The 17,623-nt window shown below is 61.7% G+C and carries 19 protein-coding genes; 11 read left to right on the forward strand and 8 right to left on the reverse strand.

Annotated elements, in window-relative coordinates:
* Nucleotides 1–116 precede the first annotated feature (116 nt).
* From EK369_RS20540 to EK369_RS20555, 4 genes are all read right to left on the reverse strand, one after another.
* Entirely contained in the window at nucleotides 117–818 is a 702-nt protein-coding gene (locus EK369_RS20540) for an RHS repeat domain-containing protein (protein ID WP_206198134.1), read from the reverse strand.
* A 126-nt stretch (nucleotides 819–944) separates the two neighbouring features.
* On the reverse strand, nucleotides 945–1,316 hold the full coding sequence (locus EK369_RS20545) for a hypothetical protein (RefSeq protein ID WP_127116155.1): 372 nt from the start codon (nucleotides 1,314–1,316) through the stop codon (nucleotides 945–947).
* Nucleotides 1,316–1,945 (reverse strand): RHS repeat domain-containing protein, encoded by a 630-nt coding sequence (locus EK369_RS20550; protein ID WP_127116156.1) that lies wholly within the window; start codon nucleotides 1,943–1,945, stop codon nucleotides 1,316–1,318. The genes EK369_RS20545 and EK369_RS20550 overlap by 1 nt, the downstream gene beginning before the upstream one ends.
* A gap of 468 nt (nucleotides 1,946–2,413) precedes the next feature.
* Nucleotides 2,414–2,953 (reverse strand): RHS repeat-associated core domain-containing protein, encoded by a 540-nt coding sequence (locus tag EK369_RS20555; RefSeq protein WP_164727065.1) that lies wholly within the window; start codon nucleotides 2,951–2,953, stop codon nucleotides 2,414–2,416.
* 224 nt (nucleotides 2,954–3,177) lie between these two features.
* Between EK369_RS20555 and murD the strand changes: the two genes are divergently transcribed.
* Nucleotides 3,178–4,578, forward strand: a complete 1,401-nt coding sequence (gene murD, locus EK369_RS20560) for a UDP-N-acetylmuramoyl-L-alanine--D-glutamate ligase (RefSeq protein WP_127116158.1) — start codon at nucleotides 3,178–3,180, stop codon at nucleotides 4,576–4,578.
* Nucleotides 4,579–4,742: 164 nt separating this feature from the next.
* On the forward strand, nucleotides 4,743–5,312 hold the full coding sequence (locus tag EK369_RS20565; protein WP_127116159.1) for a hypothetical protein: 570 nt from the start codon (nucleotides 4,743–4,745) through the stop codon (nucleotides 5,310–5,312).
* Between the two features lie 145 nt (nucleotides 5,313–5,457).
* Here EK369_RS20565 and EK369_RS20570 read toward each other — a convergent pair whose 3' ends face one another.
* The 3 genes from EK369_RS20570 to EK369_RS20580 form a co-directional block, all read right to left on the reverse strand.
* Nucleotides 5,458–5,841 (reverse strand): GFA family protein, encoded by a 384-nt coding sequence (locus tag EK369_RS20570; protein WP_127116160.1) that lies wholly within the window; start codon nucleotides 5,839–5,841, stop codon nucleotides 5,458–5,460.
* Between the two features lie 31 nt (nucleotides 5,842–5,872).
* Nucleotides 5,873–6,574: an SDR family NAD(P)-dependent oxidoreductase gene (locus tag EK369_RS20575; protein ID WP_127116161.1), complete on the reverse strand. Its 702-nt coding sequence runs from the start codon at nucleotides 6,572–6,574 to the stop codon at nucleotides 5,873–5,875.
* 108 nt (nucleotides 6,575–6,682) lie between these two features.
* Nucleotides 6,683–8,473, reverse strand: a complete 1,791-nt coding sequence (locus tag EK369_RS20580) for an SLC13 family permease (RefSeq protein WP_127116162.1) — start codon at nucleotides 8,471–8,473, stop codon at nucleotides 6,683–6,685.
* Nucleotides 8,474–8,696: 223 nt separating this feature from the next.
* On the opposite strand from EK369_RS20580, the gene EK369_RS20585 reads away from it, so the two are divergent.
* Nucleotides 8,697–9,497 carry an endonuclease/exonuclease/phosphatase family protein gene (locus tag EK369_RS20585; protein ID WP_127116163.1) on the forward strand — a complete coding sequence of 267 codons (801 nt, stop codon included), beginning with the start codon at nucleotides 8,697–8,699 and terminating at the stop codon, nucleotides 9,495–9,497.
* A gap of 41 nt (nucleotides 9,498–9,538) precedes the next feature.
* Nucleotides 9,539–9,691, forward strand: a complete 153-nt coding sequence (locus tag EK369_RS21870; protein WP_164727066.1) for a hypothetical protein — start codon at nucleotides 9,539–9,541, stop codon at nucleotides 9,689–9,691.
* Here EK369_RS21870 and EK369_RS20590 read toward each other — a convergent pair.
* Entirely contained in the window at nucleotides 9,670–10,860 is a 1,191-nt protein-coding gene (locus EK369_RS20590) for a BaiN/RdsA family NAD(P)/FAD-dependent oxidoreductase (RefSeq protein ID WP_127116164.1), read from the reverse strand. The two genes, EK369_RS21870 and EK369_RS20590, sit on opposite strands and share 22 nt — an antisense overlap.
* Nucleotides 10,861–11,105: 245 nt before the next feature.
* On the opposite strand from EK369_RS20590, the gene EK369_RS20595 reads away from it, so the two are divergent.
* The 7 genes from EK369_RS20595 (at nucleotide 11,106) to murB (ending at nucleotide 17,571) form a co-directional block, all read left to right on the forward strand.
* A complete protein-coding gene (locus EK369_RS20595) occupies nucleotides 11,106–12,272 on the forward strand; it encodes a peptidoglycan glycosyltransferase FtsW (RefSeq protein ID WP_127116194.1) in 1,167 nt (388 codons plus the stop codon).
* Nucleotides 12,269–13,366 carry a UDP-N-acetylglucosamine--N-acetylmuramyl-(pentapeptide) pyrophosphoryl-undecaprenol N-acetylglucosamine transferase gene (locus EK369_RS20600; protein WP_127116165.1) on the forward strand — a complete coding sequence of 366 codons (1,098 nt, stop codon included), beginning with the start codon at nucleotides 12,269–12,271 and terminating at the stop codon, nucleotides 13,364–13,366. The genes EK369_RS20595 and EK369_RS20600 overlap by 4 nt, the downstream gene beginning before the upstream one ends.
* Before the next feature lie 4 nt (nucleotides 13,367–13,370).
* A complete protein-coding gene (gene murC / locus EK369_RS20605; protein ID WP_127116166.1) occupies nucleotides 13,371–14,768 on the forward strand; it encodes a UDP-N-acetylmuramate--L-alanine ligase in 1,398 nt (465 codons plus the stop codon).
* Between the two features lie 99 nt (nucleotides 14,769–14,867).
* Complete coding sequence (locus EK369_RS20610; RefSeq protein WP_127116167.1) at nucleotides 14,868–16,076, forward strand: APC family permease; 1,209 nt, start codon at nucleotides 14,868–14,870, stop codon at nucleotides 16,074–16,076.
* The gene (locus tag EK369_RS20615; protein WP_206198135.1) at nucleotides 16,073–16,330 is read left to right on the forward strand and encodes a DUF2484 family protein; all 258 of its coding nucleotides are present in this window, start codon (nucleotides 16,073–16,075) and stop codon (nucleotides 16,328–16,330) included. The genes EK369_RS20610 and EK369_RS20615 overlap by 4 nt, the downstream gene beginning before the upstream one ends.
* Nucleotides 16,327–16,575 carry a DUF2484 family protein gene (locus tag EK369_RS20620; protein ID WP_127116168.1) on the forward strand — a complete coding sequence of 83 codons (249 nt, stop codon included), beginning with the start codon at nucleotides 16,327–16,329 and terminating at the stop codon, nucleotides 16,573–16,575. The genes EK369_RS20615 and EK369_RS20620 overlap by 4 nt, the downstream gene beginning before the upstream one ends.
* 57 nt (nucleotides 16,576–16,632) lie before the next feature.
* Nucleotides 16,633–17,571, forward strand: coding sequence for a UDP-N-acetylmuramate dehydrogenase (murB, locus tag EK369_RS20625; RefSeq protein WP_127116169.1), 939 nt, complete (start codon nucleotides 16,633–16,635; stop codon nucleotides 17,569–17,571).
* Nucleotides 17,572–17,623 lie beyond the last annotated feature (52 nt).

Below are 17,623 nucleotides of genomic sequence, written 5' to 3' on the forward strand. Positions count from 1 at the left end.
CGGCGCATTTGCCAGAAACTCGCTTGTAGCTCCCATACAGAAACTCCCCTCAAACCAAAGAAGCCCCTGAATCGCAGATCAGGCGTCATGTCGTAAGTGTGGGGGCGGCGCACCGCTTACGGATATTCGCCGCCATGAATGTACATTTGGGTCCGGCCACCTGCAGTGTGACCGTCGGGAACAAGGATAGTTCTTTGCTTCCCCCAAGCCTCTCTCGATCCCCATCCCGTCACAGCTTTGAAAACATTCCATCGATTTATGGCATTTGGATCTACCGAGTATGATCCTTCGGGTGTTGGGCCAAAGTTCGACTTGTACATATCATCTGAACACTGACATGACTCGGGGCGACCTGAAACTGCTGGAATACTTGAGATTTGCCTGCCGCTGGAGTCGAAGGTATTCACAGACGAACCATCGAAAACGACACTCTGTTCCCCCCTTGGATCAATGAACCTCCCCGGCGACTGCAGGGCATAGGCATACACACTCGCGCCATCAACGAGTCCGAGGGGGTCTCCCTGGATGTACCGCCCTGTCGTCGGATCATACTCCCGCATCCAGTTCTGATGCAGCTCGCTCTCACAGTGATAGACCTGTCCGGGGAAGCGCAGGCCGGTGTCGAGGCCGGTGGAGGTGTGCACCGCGCCAAACGGCTTGTGGCTGAGCGTTGAGGCCACGACGCCGAGGCTGTCGGTCGCAAGTACAGGCTTGCCGATGTGGTCGGTGCGGATGAAGTACACATTGCCACCCGAGACTGCCGCCACTGGCTCCAGCCCCAGCCAGATATACTCGGCAATGCAAAGGTCGAAAAGCAACCGTTTAAGCTCAATCTAGCGGAAACTAACGCGTCGTCACATCTTTCAAGTATTGCACGGTAAGCAATACCTAATGTTCAGGTGTCTGGGATCACTTCAAAAGATGATGAATTGCAGTTCACTAATTCATCGGCGCAGCTCAAAATCGAGCTGATCTTCTTTGTTCACAAATATGTAATAGTTGGCGCCTTCTGGGGGCTTGGGTAGTTGAAAGGCGATTTCAATTTGGCCTATAAAAATTGTTTTTAAAAAGGGCTCTTTATTAATCAATCCAACAAGCAATTGGTTGGGTAGCACCCTAATTGTGTCTCCAAATTCATCAATTTCACGAATTCGTTTAGGCAATGAAACAGAAACCAACTTTTGTTTCGGGTTTTGATCCGGATGAAGGACCTCCTGATGGAAGTCCTCCAGCATTCTCGCAACACCTTCCGACAAGCAAATCTCCGAAACATCGGCGTGTGTTTCCTCGTAGTACTTTTTGTCAAATGAATGCATCAGAGTGTCACCCAAATCGGCGTCTCGCACAGATGGTAGCCTTCATGATCGGTGGCTATACTACGTCCATTTTCACATTGATAAAAGCATGCGGTGCGTAACTTATCAGTCCCTCCATGATCAATTGCAGTATGGGAATTGACAAGATTACATTTTGTACTCTTGCCGCCTCCACCTTCTTCGACGCCCTTGAACTCTGTTACCGGCGGCAAAATCGGATCATAGATACTCGTGCCTTCGCACTGTTGCGGTGGAGGTCGCATCAAGAACCAACATTTTGGGTCCATCGCACAAAGAAGCTTCGCTGCATCCTTTACTGACTCGCCCCTCGGATCCACATACCTCCCCGGCGATTGCAGCGCATAGGCATACACTGATGCCCCATCGACGAGTCCCAACGGATCCCCTTGAATATACCGCCCCGTGGTCGGATCATAATCCCGCATCCAGTTTTGATGCAACTCGCTCTCCCAGTGATAGACCTGTCCGGGGAAACGCAGGCCGGTGTCGAGGCCGGTGGATGTATGCATCTCGCCAAACGGCTTGTGGCTGATCGTTGAGGCCACAACGCCCAAGGCATCGGTCGCCAGCACAGGCTTGCCGATGTGGTCGGTGCGGATGAAGTACATGATGCCACCCGAAACCGCCGCCACAGGCTCCAGTCCCAGTCAGACATTCTCGGTCAACAGCGCGCCGGTGCTGCCATCATCCTCAGCAATCCGGTTGCCGCTCAGGTCGTGCACCACCTCCTGGCCTTCCTCGTCATAGAGGTGTTCCCCATGGAACGTTTGCCATGCCTCTTAATAAGCACGGTTGAAGCTGAACTATCACCTTATTTTGATTTAGGCTGTTTGGAGCTCTTAACCTCCAAACTCACCAAGGCCATAAGTCCCCAAACAAATCCAAATCCGAGAATGTGCACCCTCCAATCCCAGTGGCCGTACTCAAGCCTAAATGCTGGGACCGAAGCGAGCCAAAAAGCAAACGGCAGATACCTTAAGGCTCGGTTGTTTTCAGACTGCAGCCAGAAAATCCCAACCGACAGAATTGAAAGTAAACCAAGTATCAAGGTTATCATTACCAGCTCCTTGTTAGAGTTACATTGCACTTATCAGATCAGATAGAGGGGACCTCTTGTCTGATTTGCAATAGCAATCATCCTCGATCCGGAGGGGAACTGGCGCCAGAATTTTCTTCGTATATGTCGTAATGGCTACAACACCAGAGGCCCGCTTCGCTTTTCTTGTAGCCTTGTACACGCTAACCGGAGATGCACCTACCGCACCAAAAGCACCGCTAAGAATAACATCGCTGAAATTCACACATTTCAGCGATTTCTCTAAATCAACGTCATACATGTACAAGTTTACCGCAGTTTGTATCGCGAAGTTGCTGATAGCTCCAATCGCTGCACCGATGACACCAAACTCTCCCTTCGGGTCGATGAACCTAAGAGGGCTTTGAGTCACATACCCATACACTGACGCCCCATCGACCAGCCCCAACGGATCACCCTGAATATACTGCCCGGTGGTGGGGTCATAATCCCGCATCCAGTTCTGATGCAGCTCGCTCTCCCAGTGATGGACCTGCCCGGGGAAGCGCAGGCCGGTGTCGAGGCCGGTGGACGTATGCACCTCACCAAAACGGCTTGTGGTTGATCGAAGAGGTCGCCGCCTGTGTTTCACCAGCGGTGCGCCGACTTTGAGAGGCGCGCCTTTGGCGAGACGGCGGGCGCGTTCCGCCCCCCCCATCGGATTGGGCGCGACGATGGGGGAGAACGCAGAGTTCGCTCCTCTCGACCTTCCCAACCTCATCCCAATCCGTTACCCATATCTCGACATGATTTGAGGGCAGAGACATGATCCCGGTTGTTGGGTTTGACGAACAGAAAGTGGCGGTGCTGGGCCTTGGGCGCTCGGGCCTCGCGGCGGCGCGGGCGTTGCGCGAGGGCGGGGCCGAGGCGGTCTGTTGGGATGACAATCCGGGTGCGCGGGAGGTGGCCGAGGGCGAGGGGTTTGTCTGCGCCGATCTGATGAAGCAGGGGGCGTTTGAGGATGTGGCGGCGCTGATCGTCAGCCCGGGCATCCCGCATCTTTACCCGGAGCCGAACCCGGTTGTGGCGGCGGCGCTGGCGGCGGGCGTGCCGGTGGACAATGACATCGGGTTGTTTTTCCGCTCTTTTGCGACCTCGGAGTGGCACCAGTTTGAGGTCATGCCCAAGGTGGTGGCGGTGACGGGATCAAACGGCAAGTCGACGACCTCGGCCCTGATCCATCATGTGTTGGAGCATGCCAACCGCCCCACCCAGCTGGCGGGGAACATCGGGCGCGGAGTGCTGGATATTGAGCCTGCGGTGGATGGCGACGTGGTGGTGCTGGAGTTGTCGAGTTATCAGACCGAGCTGGCGCGCAACCTGACGCCGGATGTGGCGGTGTTCACCAATCTCTCGCCCGACCACCTGGACCGCCACGGCGGCATGGGCGGGTATTTCGCGGCCAAGCGGAGGTTGTTTTCCGAAGGCGGACCGGATCGGGCGATTGTGGGCGTGGACGAGGCCGAGGGCGCGTTTCTGGCCGGGCAGTTGTCGATGGCGGCGGCGGATGACCGGGTGATCCGGGTGTCGGTCGAGGGCAAGCTGACCGGGCCGGGGTGGACTGTGTTTGCCAAGAAGGGATTCCTGGCGGAGTACCGCAAGGGGCGGCAGGCGGGGTCGATTGACCTGCGCACCATCAAGGGGTTGCCGGGGCAGCACAACCACCAGAACGCCTGTGCGGCTTATGCGGTGTGCCGGACGCTGGGGCTGGCGCCGCGGGTGATCGAAGAGGGGTTCCAGAGTTTTGGCGGGCTGCCCCATCGGTCTCAGATCGTGGCCGAGGCGGGGGGCGTGCGTTATGTGAACGACTCCAAGGCGACCAACGTGGATGCGGCAAAAAAGGCGCTTGCGGCGTTCAAACGCATCCGGTGGATCTGTGGCGGGCTGGAGAAAGAAGGCGGTCTGGGGGATTTGTCGCAGGCGGCGGGCGCGGTCGTGAAGGCCTATGTCATCGGGCGCGAGGCGGCGGGTTTTGCCATGCAGCTCAAAGGGGTTGAGGCCGAGGTTTGCGGGTCGATGGATGTGGCGGTCGCCAAGGCCGTGGCCGAGGCGGAAGAGGGCGACACGGTGCTTTTGGCGCCGGCGGCGGCGAGTTTCGACCAATACGACAGCTTTGAAAAGCGCGGCGAAGATTTTGTGGCGCGGGTTGAGGCCCTGGTGGGGTGAGAGTCCGGGCTGTTTGGGTTGCACTTTTCCTGGGTTGCGGAACAGTCGCATATTTAGCGGCCTCATGGGACAGGGATAGACCCGATCCGGTTTTCTTGGCCCGAGATCTGTATTTTCGAATTGATGAAACCGATCTTTCGATTCCGGCGGTGGCGTTTTCAAGCATGAGTGCACCGGTTGCGGAGAGCGACTCGGTTCCACCGTATTCAACGCGGGCATTCTTGTGGGGCAGCGAACGCGAGTTCCCGACGCGCGAGTACAAACGGCGCCTGTTGGACATAGCGGGGCATCAGGGTCAGCCCGCAAAGGCGGGCGACGTCACGGTGGTCATCGGTCGTTACAAGCACCACGGCGAGTCTTTGGTGTCGTGGTCGACCTGTCGGCGCCTGACAGCCGCGTGGAGCAAGTCTCTGTGCGAGCATGGCCCGAGGGGGTGGATGCAAGAATTGCCGCGCCAGTTCACTATTCTTGGCGCGACACGGGCCGAAGCGCTGCGTCAGAAACGCGAGATTCTTATCCCGATCCAAGGTGCGCCGGAAGCCGTTTCTTTTTGCAGCACGCGATTTGACGATTGCATGACAGAGGTGAATGGCACTGGCGTCTTTGCTGCGTGGCGGGCGCAGTGTCGGGACACCGGATCACAGAGCTGTCGAATGGAACAAAACCTCAGGGCGCGCGCGGTTGCGCGGCTTGTCAGAGATCACATGACCATTGATGGTCGCAAGGCAGAGTGATCGTGCAGGGTGCGGTTTTAATCAGCATTCTCCAAAAGGTCTGAGGTTCAGTTCAAAGATGCTGGCCCGGTGGTTCTGCCGCGCGAGGGCCGACGCGGTGTCGGCGAACCCGTCGGCTGTGTACAGCAGCGAGGCTTGGCTGGCGCTAGCTGTCTTTTGGCAGGTCCCAGGGCTGTGCCGAGTCCCGATAAATCGTCCTGGCAGGGACATAGAGGGTCGGGTCATCCAGAGACGCGGCGTGCACATAGACCATGTGCTGCATGCGCTGGCTCTTGCGGGTGAGGGGGGAGCCGCACTGGCTGCAGAAGCTGCTCCAGGTTGGTTGGCCGGAGCCGTCGGTCATCTGGTACTCGCGGCGCAATCCGGTGATCGTGAAGGTCGCGGCCTCGAGCGGGACCATTTCCGAGTGGCCGGTGCCGGTCAGCTGCTGGCAATCGCGGCAATGGCAGCGGAACATCGGACCCTGCGCAAGTGATCCGGAATAGGTGGTCGCGCCGCATTTGCAGCCTCCGGTCAGGGTGTCGGTCAAGGTGTGTCCTCCTGCAGATATGTGGGTGGGCCTACCAGCTTTCCCCGAATGGCCTGAGGTCCAGTTCAAAGGTCCAGGCCTGGCGGTCTTGCCGCGCCAGGGCCAGTGCGGCGTCGGCGACCCCGTCGGCGGTGAGATAGAAGGTGTCCGGCGCGTCGGGCATGCGCGCCCTGGTGCGTTCAAGGTCGATCACCCCGTCGAGGATCAGATAGGCGACGTGGATGCCTTCGGGGCCAAGCTGGCGGGCAAGCGACTGCGCGACAGAGCGCTGCGCGGCCTTGGAGGCGGCAAAGGCCAGCGTGCCGGGGCGGCCGCGCAGGGCGGCGCCTGCGCCAACCACGAGGAGGGTGCCGGACCCTGCGGCGCGCCATGACGGCAGGGCAGCCTGGGCGCAGCGCATCAGCCCCTTGGCGTTGACATCAAAGCCGATGTCGAGGTCCTCGGGCGCAAGATCATCGACCGAGCCCCAGCGGGCGTTGCCTGCGTTGAAGATCAGCGTGTCGATGGGGCCCATCTGGTCGGTGATGGCAGTGATGGTTGCGGTGACGGATGCGGTGTCTGAAACGTCACAGGTGAACCCCCGTGCGTCGTCCAGGTCGGCGGCGGCCCCGGCCATGGCGTCTGTGCTGCGGGCACAGAGGGCGGTGGCATAGCCTGCTGCGGTGAACTTGCGGGCAAAGGCCATGCCGTTTCCGGGGCCGACGCCAAAGATTGCGCAGACGGGTTTGCTCATCGGGGCCTCCTGTGGCGATGCACGGGTAGTGTCGCGGGGATGCGCACATTTTTCTAGAAAAATGTGGCGGGGGGAAAATCTTCTAGAAGATTTTCCTGGCTGGGGGTGTCAGTGCGTGGCCTGAAGCGGCCAGAACAGCGGGATCAGGGCCGAGGCCAGCAGGCCGACGCTGAGGTTCAGCGGAATGCCGACCCGCAGGAAGTCCGAAAAGCGGTAACCGCCGGGGCCGTAGACCATCATGTTGGTCTGGTAGCCGATCGGTGTGGCAAAGCTGGCCGAGGCGGCGATCATCACGGCAATGACCAGCGGGCGCGGGTCGATGCCCAGCGACAGTCCCAGGCTGATGGCCAGCGGAGTCAGCACCACGGCGACAGCGTTGTTGGACACCAGTTCGGTCAGGAGCGAGGTCAAAAGATAGAGCGACCAGACCACCAGAAAGGGCGGCATGACCGTAAGGTAGGGGCCGACAAAGCTGACGATCAGGGCGACGGCGCCCGAGCTTTCCAGCCCCACGCCCACGGCGAGCATGGAAAAGATCAGCAAGAGCAGCCGGCCATCGACAAAGGACACGGCCTCTTCGGCGTCGATGCAGCGGGTAAAAAGCACCAGCGCCACGGCGAGGATGGCGAGGAAGAGGATCGGCGCGACGCCGAGGGCCGCCAGCACCACGATGCCGCCAAGGGCCGCAATGGCGATGGGACCCTGACGGCGGCGATAGGCGCGGGCGGTGGGTTCGTTGACGTTGACCGCCCCGGCGTCTGCGGCCAGGCGGGCGAGGTCTTGGGGGGCGCCTTCGAGCAGGAGCGTGTCGCCGACCCGCAACGTCATGCTGTCGAATTGCGCCTCGAGATGGCGGTCGCGGCGGTGCACGGCGAGCACATAGATGCCATAGCGCCGTCGCAGCCGGAGCGCGCCAAGCGTCTTGCCGACCACCGTGGCGCCGGGAGAGATCAGCATTTCCACCGTGGTGGTCCGGCGCGAGCCGAGGTTGTCGACCATGCGGATATTGCGGTCGTCCTGCAGGCCGAGGAGTTCCTCCATCTGGGTGCGCAGCACCACGCGGTCGCCGGGCTGGAGCGTGACCGAGGCGAGGTCCTTGCGCAGCGAGGCATCTCCGCGCAGCACGTCGATCACCCGCAGCCCGTCGCGGCGGAAGGCGTCGATCTTGAGCACTTCGGACCCGATCAGGGCGCTGTCATCGGGGATGGCGACCTCGGCAAAGAACTTTTTGCTGGTCTGGCCTGACAGAAGTGTCGCCATGCTGGTGCGGTCCGGCAAGAGGCGCGGCGCAAAGAGGCGCAGGTACAGAACGCCCCAGATCACCAGGATGATGGCAAGCGGCGTGACCTCGAAGATCGAAAAGGGTTTCATGCCGTGGGTCTGGGCGACGCCCGAGACGATCAGGTTGGTCGAGGTGCCGAGCAGCGTCAGCGTGCCGCCAAGGATCGAGGCATAAGACAGCGGGATCAGGAATTTGCTGGCGGACAGCCCCAGTTTCCGCGCCAGCCGCACGAAGATCGGGATCATGATCAGCACAACGGGGGTGTTGTTGACAAAGGCCGACGCGATGATGGCCACGCCCACAAGGGCGGCAATGGCGAGTACCGGATTGGTCTCGGCCCGGGTCTCGGCCAGCCGGGCGATGGGTTCCAGCGCGCCGGTTCTGACCAGGGCCCCGGCCATGATGAACATCGCGGCGATGGTCCATGGCGCAGGGTTGGACAGGGCCAGCAGGGCGTCGTCATAGGGCAGGATACCGGTCAGCAGCATGGCCGCCACGGCGCCAAGCGCGATGACCTCGGGCGGCCAGCGCTCGGTCACGAACAGGGCGAACATCGACACAAGGATGGCCAGCGCCAGAAGGGCGTCGAGGGGTATGCCTGTTGCTAGGTCGGTCATGGCCTGTTTCCCTGTTTGGGGCGCGGGACGTGTTCGGTCCCTCCAACCTAGGGAGGTTGTGCGGGAATTCATAGGGTTAGACCTGCCACTATCCGGGTTCTGAGAAACATCTTCGAGGCGAATGTTCGAAGCGTGAGCAGATACGCGTGTGGTCGCTCAGGTTGCTTGCATGACAGACAAAAGGCAGCCAGGGTTTGTGTTGGAAACTGGCGGAGGAGCCTTCATGCGGATCATGTGTCTGAATGGCTGGGGCGGCAAGTTGCACGATGTGTTGCTGCCCTATCTGGCCGAGGCGCAACCGGATGTCTTATGCCTGCAAGAGGTGGTGCACAGTCCGGCCAGTGACAAGGATTGGCTGACCTATCGCGATGGCGATCATGTCTTGCCACAGCGGGCGAACTTTTTTCGCGACATGTGCGAGGCCTTGCCGGATCACGTGGCGGTGTTCTGTCCGGCGGCGCAGGGCGTTTTGTGGGACGGTGAAGTGCAGGTGCCGTCGCAATGGGGGCTTGCGACATTTGTGCAAAGGGATGCGCCGATTATCGGTCAGGTGCAGGGATTTGTGCATAAGGGCTATGGCGCGCATGGCTATGGGGATCATCCGCGGTCGCGCAGTGCCCATGCGGTGCGGATCTATGACCATGGGGCGGATCGCGCTGTCAGTATCACCCATATGCACGGGCTGCGTGATCTCAGGGGCAAGTTGGATACGCCCGAGCGGGCAGCACAGGCAAGCGCCTTGCTGGCGCTGTCTGAGCAGGTGTCAGAGGTCGGTGATCTGCGGGTGATCTGTGGCGACTTCAACGTCGAACCAGAGAGCGAGACACTGGGCATTCTGGGTCAGGCGGGGTTTGTCGAACTGGTCACGTCACGTGGGTTCACAACAACGCGCAGCGCGCATTATTCCAAGCCCGGGCGGTTCGCCGATTACATGCTGATTGATCGCGCCCAAGCCGTGAAGGGGTTTCAGGTGGTGCAGCATCCGGAAGTGTCGGATCACTGCCCGCTGGTTCTGGAGGTTTAACCCGCCATTGCCGGGCGCCGGCCCCGGTTGAGTGCACGAGGATGACTGTGGGGCCAGAGCCGGCCTCGATGTGGTCCGGTGTGATTTGGGTCATGCGCGCGGTCCTGACGGTTGGGATGTCAGGGCAAGCTTTCCGTGAAATTCTGGCGGGTCAAGGTGGTGGCGTGCAGGGTCAGCGCGTGGCCTGTTTCTGAGCAATTGCGCTGCCTGCGGCCCAGCCCGAGGACCAGGCCCACTGGAAGTTGAAGCCGCCAAGCCAGCCGGTGACATCGACCGCCTCGCCGATGACGTAGAGGCCGGGCAGGGTCTTGGCCTCCATCGTGCGCGAGGAGAGTCCATCGGTGTCGATGCCGCCCAGGGTGACCTCGGCGGTGCGATAGCCTTCGGTGGCGGTGGGGCGCAGGGTCCAGTTTTGCAGGCGGTCCGAAAGCGTGCGCAGGGCGGCGTCGGATTGATCCGCGAGATTGCCGGTGAGGCGCCATTCGGTGGCAAGGAAATCGGCGAGCTTGGCTGGCAGCAGGTGCCCGAGCACGGTCGAGAGGTTGCGGCGGCCATCGGTCTGACGTTTGCCTTTGAGTGTCTCAAACGGGTCGCTGTCGGGCAAAAGGTTCAGGTGGATGTCCGCGCCCTCGCGCCAGTAAGAGGATATCTGCAGCATCGCGGGGCCGGAGAGGCCGCGGTGGGTGAAGAGCATCGCTTCGTCAAAGCCTGTGCCGCCAGCGCTGGCGCGCACCGGCAGGGCGGTGCCCGAGAGCGGCTTGAAGGGCGTGTCGGAGAAGGTGAAGGGCACCAGCGCGGGGCGGGTGTCGGTCAGGGTCAGGCCGAACTGGCGGGCGATGTCATAGGCCAGACCCGTGGCGCCCATCTTGGGGATCGACTTGCCGCCGGTGGCCAGCACGAGGTTTGCGCAGGTGAGGGACTGGCGGTTGCCCTGGGCCTCGGTTTCAACAGTGAAGCTGTGGCCATCGTGAGAGACGGAGACAACAGAAGTGTGCAGGCGCAGTTCAGCGCGCGCGCGCTGCATCTCGGCGCGCAGCATGGCGATGATCTCTTTGGCCGAGGTGTCGCAGAACAGCTGGCCGAGGGTTTTCTCGTGATAGGCGATGCCGTGGCGGGTGACGAGGTCGATGAAATCCCATTGCGTGTAGCGGGAGAGCGCGGATTTGCAGAAATGCGGGTTTTGCGAGAGGAAGTTTTCGGGGCCTGCGTAGATGTTGGTAAAATTGCAGCGCCCGCCGCCGGAGATGCGGATTTTCTCGCCCGGGGCCCTGGCGTGGTCAAGGACAAGCGTGCGCCCGCCGGAAAAAGCGGCGCACATCATGCCGGCGGCCCCGGCCCCGAGGATGATCGTGTCATAACGCATGGATGGCGGGGTGCCTGATGTTGTGGGGCGGGTCAAGGTAGGTCGGACAAGATTGTCCGACCTGTGAGGGGCCAGCCCCTCTGGGCCTGCGACCCATTCACCCCGGGATATTTCCGGCCAAAAGAAGCCGGGGCGCGGTTTTCTGCCGGTGGCGCGGGGACTCTATGCAACGTGCCTGCGGCGTGTTAGAGTTTGACCCAGACCCGGAAAACGGGCGTTTCGAGAGGCAGATCGGCGGGTATCCGATGACAGAGATGGTTTATGGCGCGCTTCCTGTGCAGGGTGGCGAGCCGGTTCTTCCCAAGTGGTGGCGCACTTTGGACAAGTGGTCCATGGTGGCGGTTCTGGCGTTGTTCGGGATCGGGTTGTTGCTGGGCATGGCGGCGTCACCGCCGCTGGCCGAGAAAAACGGCTTTCCGCCTTTCCACTATGTTGAAAAGCAGGTGATCTTTGGCGGCGCGGCGCTGGTTGCTATGCTGATCACCTCGATGATGAGCCCCGTTATGGTGCGGCGTCTGGCGACCTTGGGCTTTGTTGCGGCGTTCATTGCCATGGCCGGGTTGCCGTTTTTCGGCACGGATTTTGGCAAGGGTGCGATGCGCTGGTACAGTCTTGGGTTTGCCAGCCTGCAGCCCTCGGAGTTTCTCAAGCCGGCCTTTGTGATCGTGGCGGCCTGGTTGATGGCGGCCAATGAAGAGATCAACGGCCCGCCGGGTCGGATGTGGTCGTTTTTGCTGATGATCACCATCGTGTTGATGCTGGCCCTGCAGCCCGACTTTGGTCAGGCGAGCCTGATCCTGTTTGGCTGGAGCGTGATGTATTTTGTCTCGGGCGCACCGATGACGTTGATCGGGGCGATCATCATTTCGATCTATCCGGCGGCGCGGTTTGCCTATCTGAACTCAGAGCATTTTGCCCGCCGGATTGACGGGTTTCTGGATCGCTCGGTCGATCCGACGACGCAGATTGGCTATGCCACCAATGCGATCCGCGAGGGCGGGCTCTACGGCGTTGGTGTGGGCGAGGGGCAGGTGAAATGGTCGCTGCCCGATGCCCATACGGACTTCATCATTGCGGTGGCGGCTGAGGAATATGGGCTGATCCTGGTGCTTCTGGTGATCGCGCTTTACTCCGTCGTGGTGGTGCGCAGTTTCTTCCGGTTGATGCGCGAGCGGAACCCGTTCATTCGTCTGGCGGGCACCGGGTTGGCGGCGATGTTCGGCGTGCAGGCGATGATCAACATGGGGGTGGCGGTGCGGCTGTTGCCCTCGAAGGGCATGACCTTGCCGTTTGTGAGCTATGGCGGCTCGTCGCTCATTGCCGGGGGTATTGCAGTTGGCATGCTTTTGGCGTTTACCCGCACCCGCCCACAGGGCGAAATTGGTGAGATTCTTCGGGGACAGCGAAAATGAGACCCAAGCCATTGCTGGTGATTGCAGCAGGCGGAACCGGCGGACATATGTTCCCGGCGCAGGCGCTGGCCGAGGTGATGCTGCGCAAAGGCTGGCGGGTCAGGCTGACCACGGATGCGCGCGGCGCACGCTATACGGGTGGTTTTCCGCATACGGTTGAGATTGACGAAGTGTCGAGCGCGACCTTTGCCCGAGGCGGCCTCGTGGCGAAGCTGGCGGTGCCGTTTCGTATTCTGGGCGGCGTCCTGTCGACGGTGTTCAAGTTCCGCAAGGACCGACCAGAGGTCGTTGTCGGCTTTGGCGGCTATCCCAGCATTCCGGCGATGGGCGCGGCCTGGCTGATGAAGCTGCCACGCATGATCCATGAGCAGAACGGGGTTCTGGGGCGGGTGAACGAAAAGTTCGCGTCGCGTGTGGATGTGATTGCCTGCGGCACCTGGCCCACGGCTTTGCCCGAGGGTGTGCAGGGGGTTCATACCGGCAATCCGGTGCGGGGCATGGTGCTGGAGCGGGCGGGCGCGGGCTATATCACGCCGGGGGATTATCCGATGTCGATCCTGGTGATCGGCGGCAGCCAGGGCGCGCGGATCCTGAGTGACACGGTGCCAGGGGCGATTGCCGCTTTGCCCGAAGGGATGGCGCGCAATATCCGCGTCAGCCATCAGGCGCGCGACGAAGATTTTGACCGGGTGACGCGGTTTTATGCCGAGGCCGGGATTGCGGCGGATGTGCAGCCGTTTTTCACCGACATTCCCACGCGGATGAGCGAGGCGCAGCTGGTGATTTCACGCGCCGGGGCCTCGTCCGTGGCGGATATCAGCGTGATCGGGCGGCCTTCGATCCTGATCCCCTATGCGGCGGCCACCGCCGATCACCAGAGCGCCAATGCACGCGGGCTGGTCGAGGCCGGGGCGTCGATCATGATCCCTGAGAGCATGTTGAGTGTGGACAGCCTGAAAGAACAGATCACCACCATTCTCGCCAATCCCGATGGGGCCAGCCAGATGGCGCGCGCCGCGCTGTCGGTGGGCAAGCCCGAGGCGACCGAAGAGCTGGTCGCGCTGGTCGAGATGCTGGCAAGCAAGGAAGAGTAAAACGATGAATGCTGCAACCAAACTGCCCGGCGACGTGGGTCCGATTCATTTTGTCGGCATTGGCGGCATTGGCATGTCGGGCATTGCCGAGGTGCTGCTGAACCATGGTTACGTGGTGCAGGGGTCGGATCTGAAAGAGAGCAAGATCACCGCGCGGCTGGTCGAGCAGGGGGCAACGCTGTTTGTCGGGCAAAAGGCCGAGAACCTTGTCGACGCGGAAGTGGTGGTGATTTCATCCGCCATCAAGCCGGGCAATCCGGAACTGGACGAGGCGCGGCGGCGCGGATTGCCGGTGGTGCGGCGGGCCGAGATGCTGGCCGAGCTGATGCGGCTGAAATCCAACATTGCCGTGGCGGGCACCCATGGCAAGACCACCACGACGACGATGGTGGCGGCGGTTCTCGATCACGGCAAGTTCGATCCGACCGTGGTGAATGGCGGCATCATCCATGCCTATGGCTCAAACGCGCGCGTGGGGGATGGCGAGTGGATGGTGGTCGAGGCGGACGAGTCCGACGGGACCTTTAATCGCCTGCCCGCGACCATTGCCATCGTGACCAATATTGACCCCGAGCATATGGAGCATTGGGGCACCGAGGAGGCCTTGCACAAGGGGTTCGAGGATTTTGTCTCGAACATTCCGTTTTACGGGCTTGCGGTCTGTTGCACCGATGATCCGGATGTGCAGGTGCTGGTGGGCAAGATCACCGATCGCCGGGTGGTGACATTCGGCTTTAACGCGCAGGCTGATGTGCGGGCGGTGAACCTGAGTTACAAGGCCGGTGTGGCGCATTTTGACATTGCGCTGCAGGGCGAAGGCGATGTGATCGAAGGCTGCAGCCTGCCGATGCCCGGCGACCACAACGTGTCAAACGCGCTGAGTGCGGTGGCGATTGCCCGGCATCTCGGCATGAAAAAGGATGAGATCCGCGCGGCCCTTGCGGCGTTTGGCGGGGTCAATCGCCGCTTTACCAAGGTGGGCGACTGGCAGGGCATTGCAATCATTGATGACTATGGCCATCACCCGGTGGAGATCGCGGCGGTCTTGAAGGCGGCGCGGCAGGCCTGTGAGGGGCGGGTGATCGCGGTGCATCAGCCGCATCGCTACACGCGGTTGTCATCCCTGTTTGAAGATTTCTGCGCCTGTTTCAACGAGGCAGACGTGGTGGGGATTGCCGAGGTCTTTGCCGCGGGTGAAGAGCCGATCGCGGGCGCGAGCCGGGATGATCTGGTGGCCGGGCTGGTGGCGCATGGGCATCGTGCGGCGCGCGCCGTGGACAGTGAGGCCGATCTTGAGGCGCTGGTGCGGGCCGAGGCCATGCCGGGGGACATTGTTGTGTGTCTTGGGGCCGGGACGATCAGTGCCTGGGCCAACAATTTGGCCAAACGGTTGGCGGGCTGAGCCGCTGCGGCGGTTTGGCGTCTTGAGCGCGGGCGCCTCCGGCGGGAGTATTTTTGGCAATACGAAGGTGGGGTAACACCTAGGCGGGGACGGGCGCAAATGTCGGAACATCTGAAGCGGCGGGTCGGGTTTGGATTGCTGACCGCCTATGGCGTCGGGGTGATGATCGGCGCGGGGATTTATGTGTTGGTGGGGGCGGTGGCCGGGCAGGCGGGGTCGCTGGCCTGGCTGGCCTTTGCCTTGGCGGGGTTGATTGCCTTACCGTCTGCTTTGAGTTTTGCGGAATTGTCGTCGCGGGTGCCGGAAGCAGGCGGGGCTGCGGCCTATATGCGGGCGGCCTTTGGGGCGCGGTGGCTGGCGACGCTGGTGGGGCTGGCCATGGTGCTGGCGGGCACGATTTCGGCGGCGGCGGTGTTGCGCGGTGGGGTGGGCTATCTGACCGGCATTGTCGACATCGAGGCGACTGTCGCGATCCTTGTCCTCGGCGTCCTGCTGACCGGTATTGCAATTTGGGGGGTCGTGGAATCCTTGAGTTTTGCCGCCGTGCTGACCGCGATTGAGGTCGTGGGGCTGATCCTTGTGATTGGGGCCGGGTTTTTGGCGGTGCCTGTGGAGGTCTCGGGCGAGGCCGTGGCCGGGGCCGGGGATGCCAAGGGTGTTCTGTATGGCGTGCTGGCGGCGGCGGCGCTGGCGTTTTTTGCCTTTGTCGGCTTTGAGGACATCGTGAACCTTGCCGAAGAAACCCGTGACCCGGAGCGCATCATGCCGCGCGCCATCGTGGCGGCGTTGGTACTGGTGAGCCTGATCTACGGGCTGGTGGCTTATGCGGCGACACGCGCCGTCGCGCCGGAGGTGCTGGCGGGCAGTGACCGGCCGCTGGTGCTGGTCTGGCAGGCCTATTCGGCGACGCCTGCGGTGTTCCTGTCGGCCATCGCGGTGGCGGCGGCATTGAACGGGGTTCTGGCGCAGATTGTCATGGCGGCGCGGGTGTTGTTCGGACTGGGACGGGATGGCGGCGCCTTTGGTGTGTTTCACCATGCGAACCCGCGATTGGGCACACCGGTTCTGGGCAGCCTGCTGGTGGGGGGCGCGGTGATCCTGTGTGCGCTATTGTTGCCGGTGGTGACGCTGGCCGGGTTCAGTGCCACGGTGTTGCTGGCGGTCTTTGTGCTGGTGAACGCGGCGCTGTTGCGCCTGAAGCTCGTCGGCACGGATGTTCCGGCCTTTCGGGTGCCGATCTTTGTGCCGGTGTTCGGAATGCTGGCCAGTCTGGCCGCCCTGGTTCTGTCTTTGGGGGATTTCCTATGAGCCTGTCTTTGATCCTTGGGTGCCTGTGGGTGCTGGCGGCCACCGTCGTGGCGATGCTGCCGATGCGGCGGCAGTATGTGCCCGGGGTTGGGTTGTTGCTGGCGGCACCGGTGCTGATCGGGGTGATCTGGTTTGAGCATGGCACCTTGTTCGGCGGCCTCGCGCTCTTTGCCTTTTTGTCGATGATGCGCAATCCTCTGCGCTACTTGTGGAAACGCGCCAAGGGCGAAAAACCGGAGATCCCGAAAGAATGAGCTGGTCTGTTACACTTGCGTTGTTGTGGATGCTGGCGGCCAATCTGCGGGCGATGTTCCCGAGCAAGGACAACCTGTGGAAGTTTGCCTATGGCATGATTGCCCTCGGCGTGCCGATCCTGGTGTTTGTCTGGTACGAGCACGGCGTCTGGCTGGCGTTGGTGTTCTTCTTGGCGGCGATGTGGATCATGCGCTGGCCGGTGATTTACCTGTGGAAATGGATCAAGGGGCGGTTTGCTCGCTGAGTGCTTGCCTTCGCAGGCGGTGTGGCGCAAAACGCGCGGGATCAAAGGAGCCGTTTCATGACCCAATTGCCCCTAGTGCGCGGGAAGCTGACGCCGGACCGAGAGTTGGCGGACCTGACGTGGTTGCGCGTGGGCGGGCCGGCGGATTGGTTCTTTCAGCCTGCAGATGTCGAGGATCTGGCGGCGTTTCTTAAGGGGCTGGACCCGGAGGTGGCGGTGTTCCCGATGGGCGTGGGGTCGAACCTGATCGTGCGGGATGGTGGCTTGCGCGCGGCGGTGATCCGGATGGGGCGCGGGTTCAACGGCATCGAGGTTGAAGGCAACCGGGTCACGGCGGGGGTTGCGGCGCTGGACGCGCATGTGGCGAAGAAATCCGCCGAGGCGGGCGTGGACCTGACCTTTTTGCGCACCATTCCCGGTGCCATTGGCGGGGCCGTGCGGATGAATGCCGGGTGCTACGGCGCGTATGTGGCGGATGTCTTTGTCAGCGCGCGCGCCGTGACACGGCAGGGCGAGATCGTGACGTTGACGGCGGAGGATCTGAACTTTCAGTACCGCCAGACCGATCTGCCCGAGGGCTGGGTGATTTTTGAGGCCACGTTCGAGGCCCCGAGCGGCGACCCGCAAGAGTTGGCGGACCGGATGGAGGCGCAGCTGGCCAAGCGCGACGCGACCCAGCCGACCAAGGATCGCACGGCGGGCAGCACGTTCCGCAACCCGGCCGGTTTCTCGTCGACGGGGCAGGCGGATGACGTGCATGACCTGAAAGCGTGGAAGCTGATTGACGACGCGGGCATGCGTGGCGCACGGGTTGGCGGCGCGCAGATGAGCGAGAAGCATTCGAACTTTATGATCAACACCGGGGGGGCGACGGCAGCGGACCTTGAAAATCTCGGTGAGGAAGTGCGAAAAAAGGTTTTCCAAAACAGCGGAATAGAGCTAGTATGGGAAATCAAGCGCATCGGTGATCCGGATGGGTCACGGCGCGCAGAATAAGTCACGGCCCACAGGCAATAACGGGTCGGACGCAGAATAAAACAGGACCGCA

The sequence above is a fragment of the Shimia sediminis genome, from assembly GCF_003990645.1.
In the GTDB taxonomy this organism is placed as follows: domain Bacteria; phylum Pseudomonadota; class Alphaproteobacteria; order Rhodobacterales; family Rhodobacteraceae; genus Shimia; species Shimia sediminis.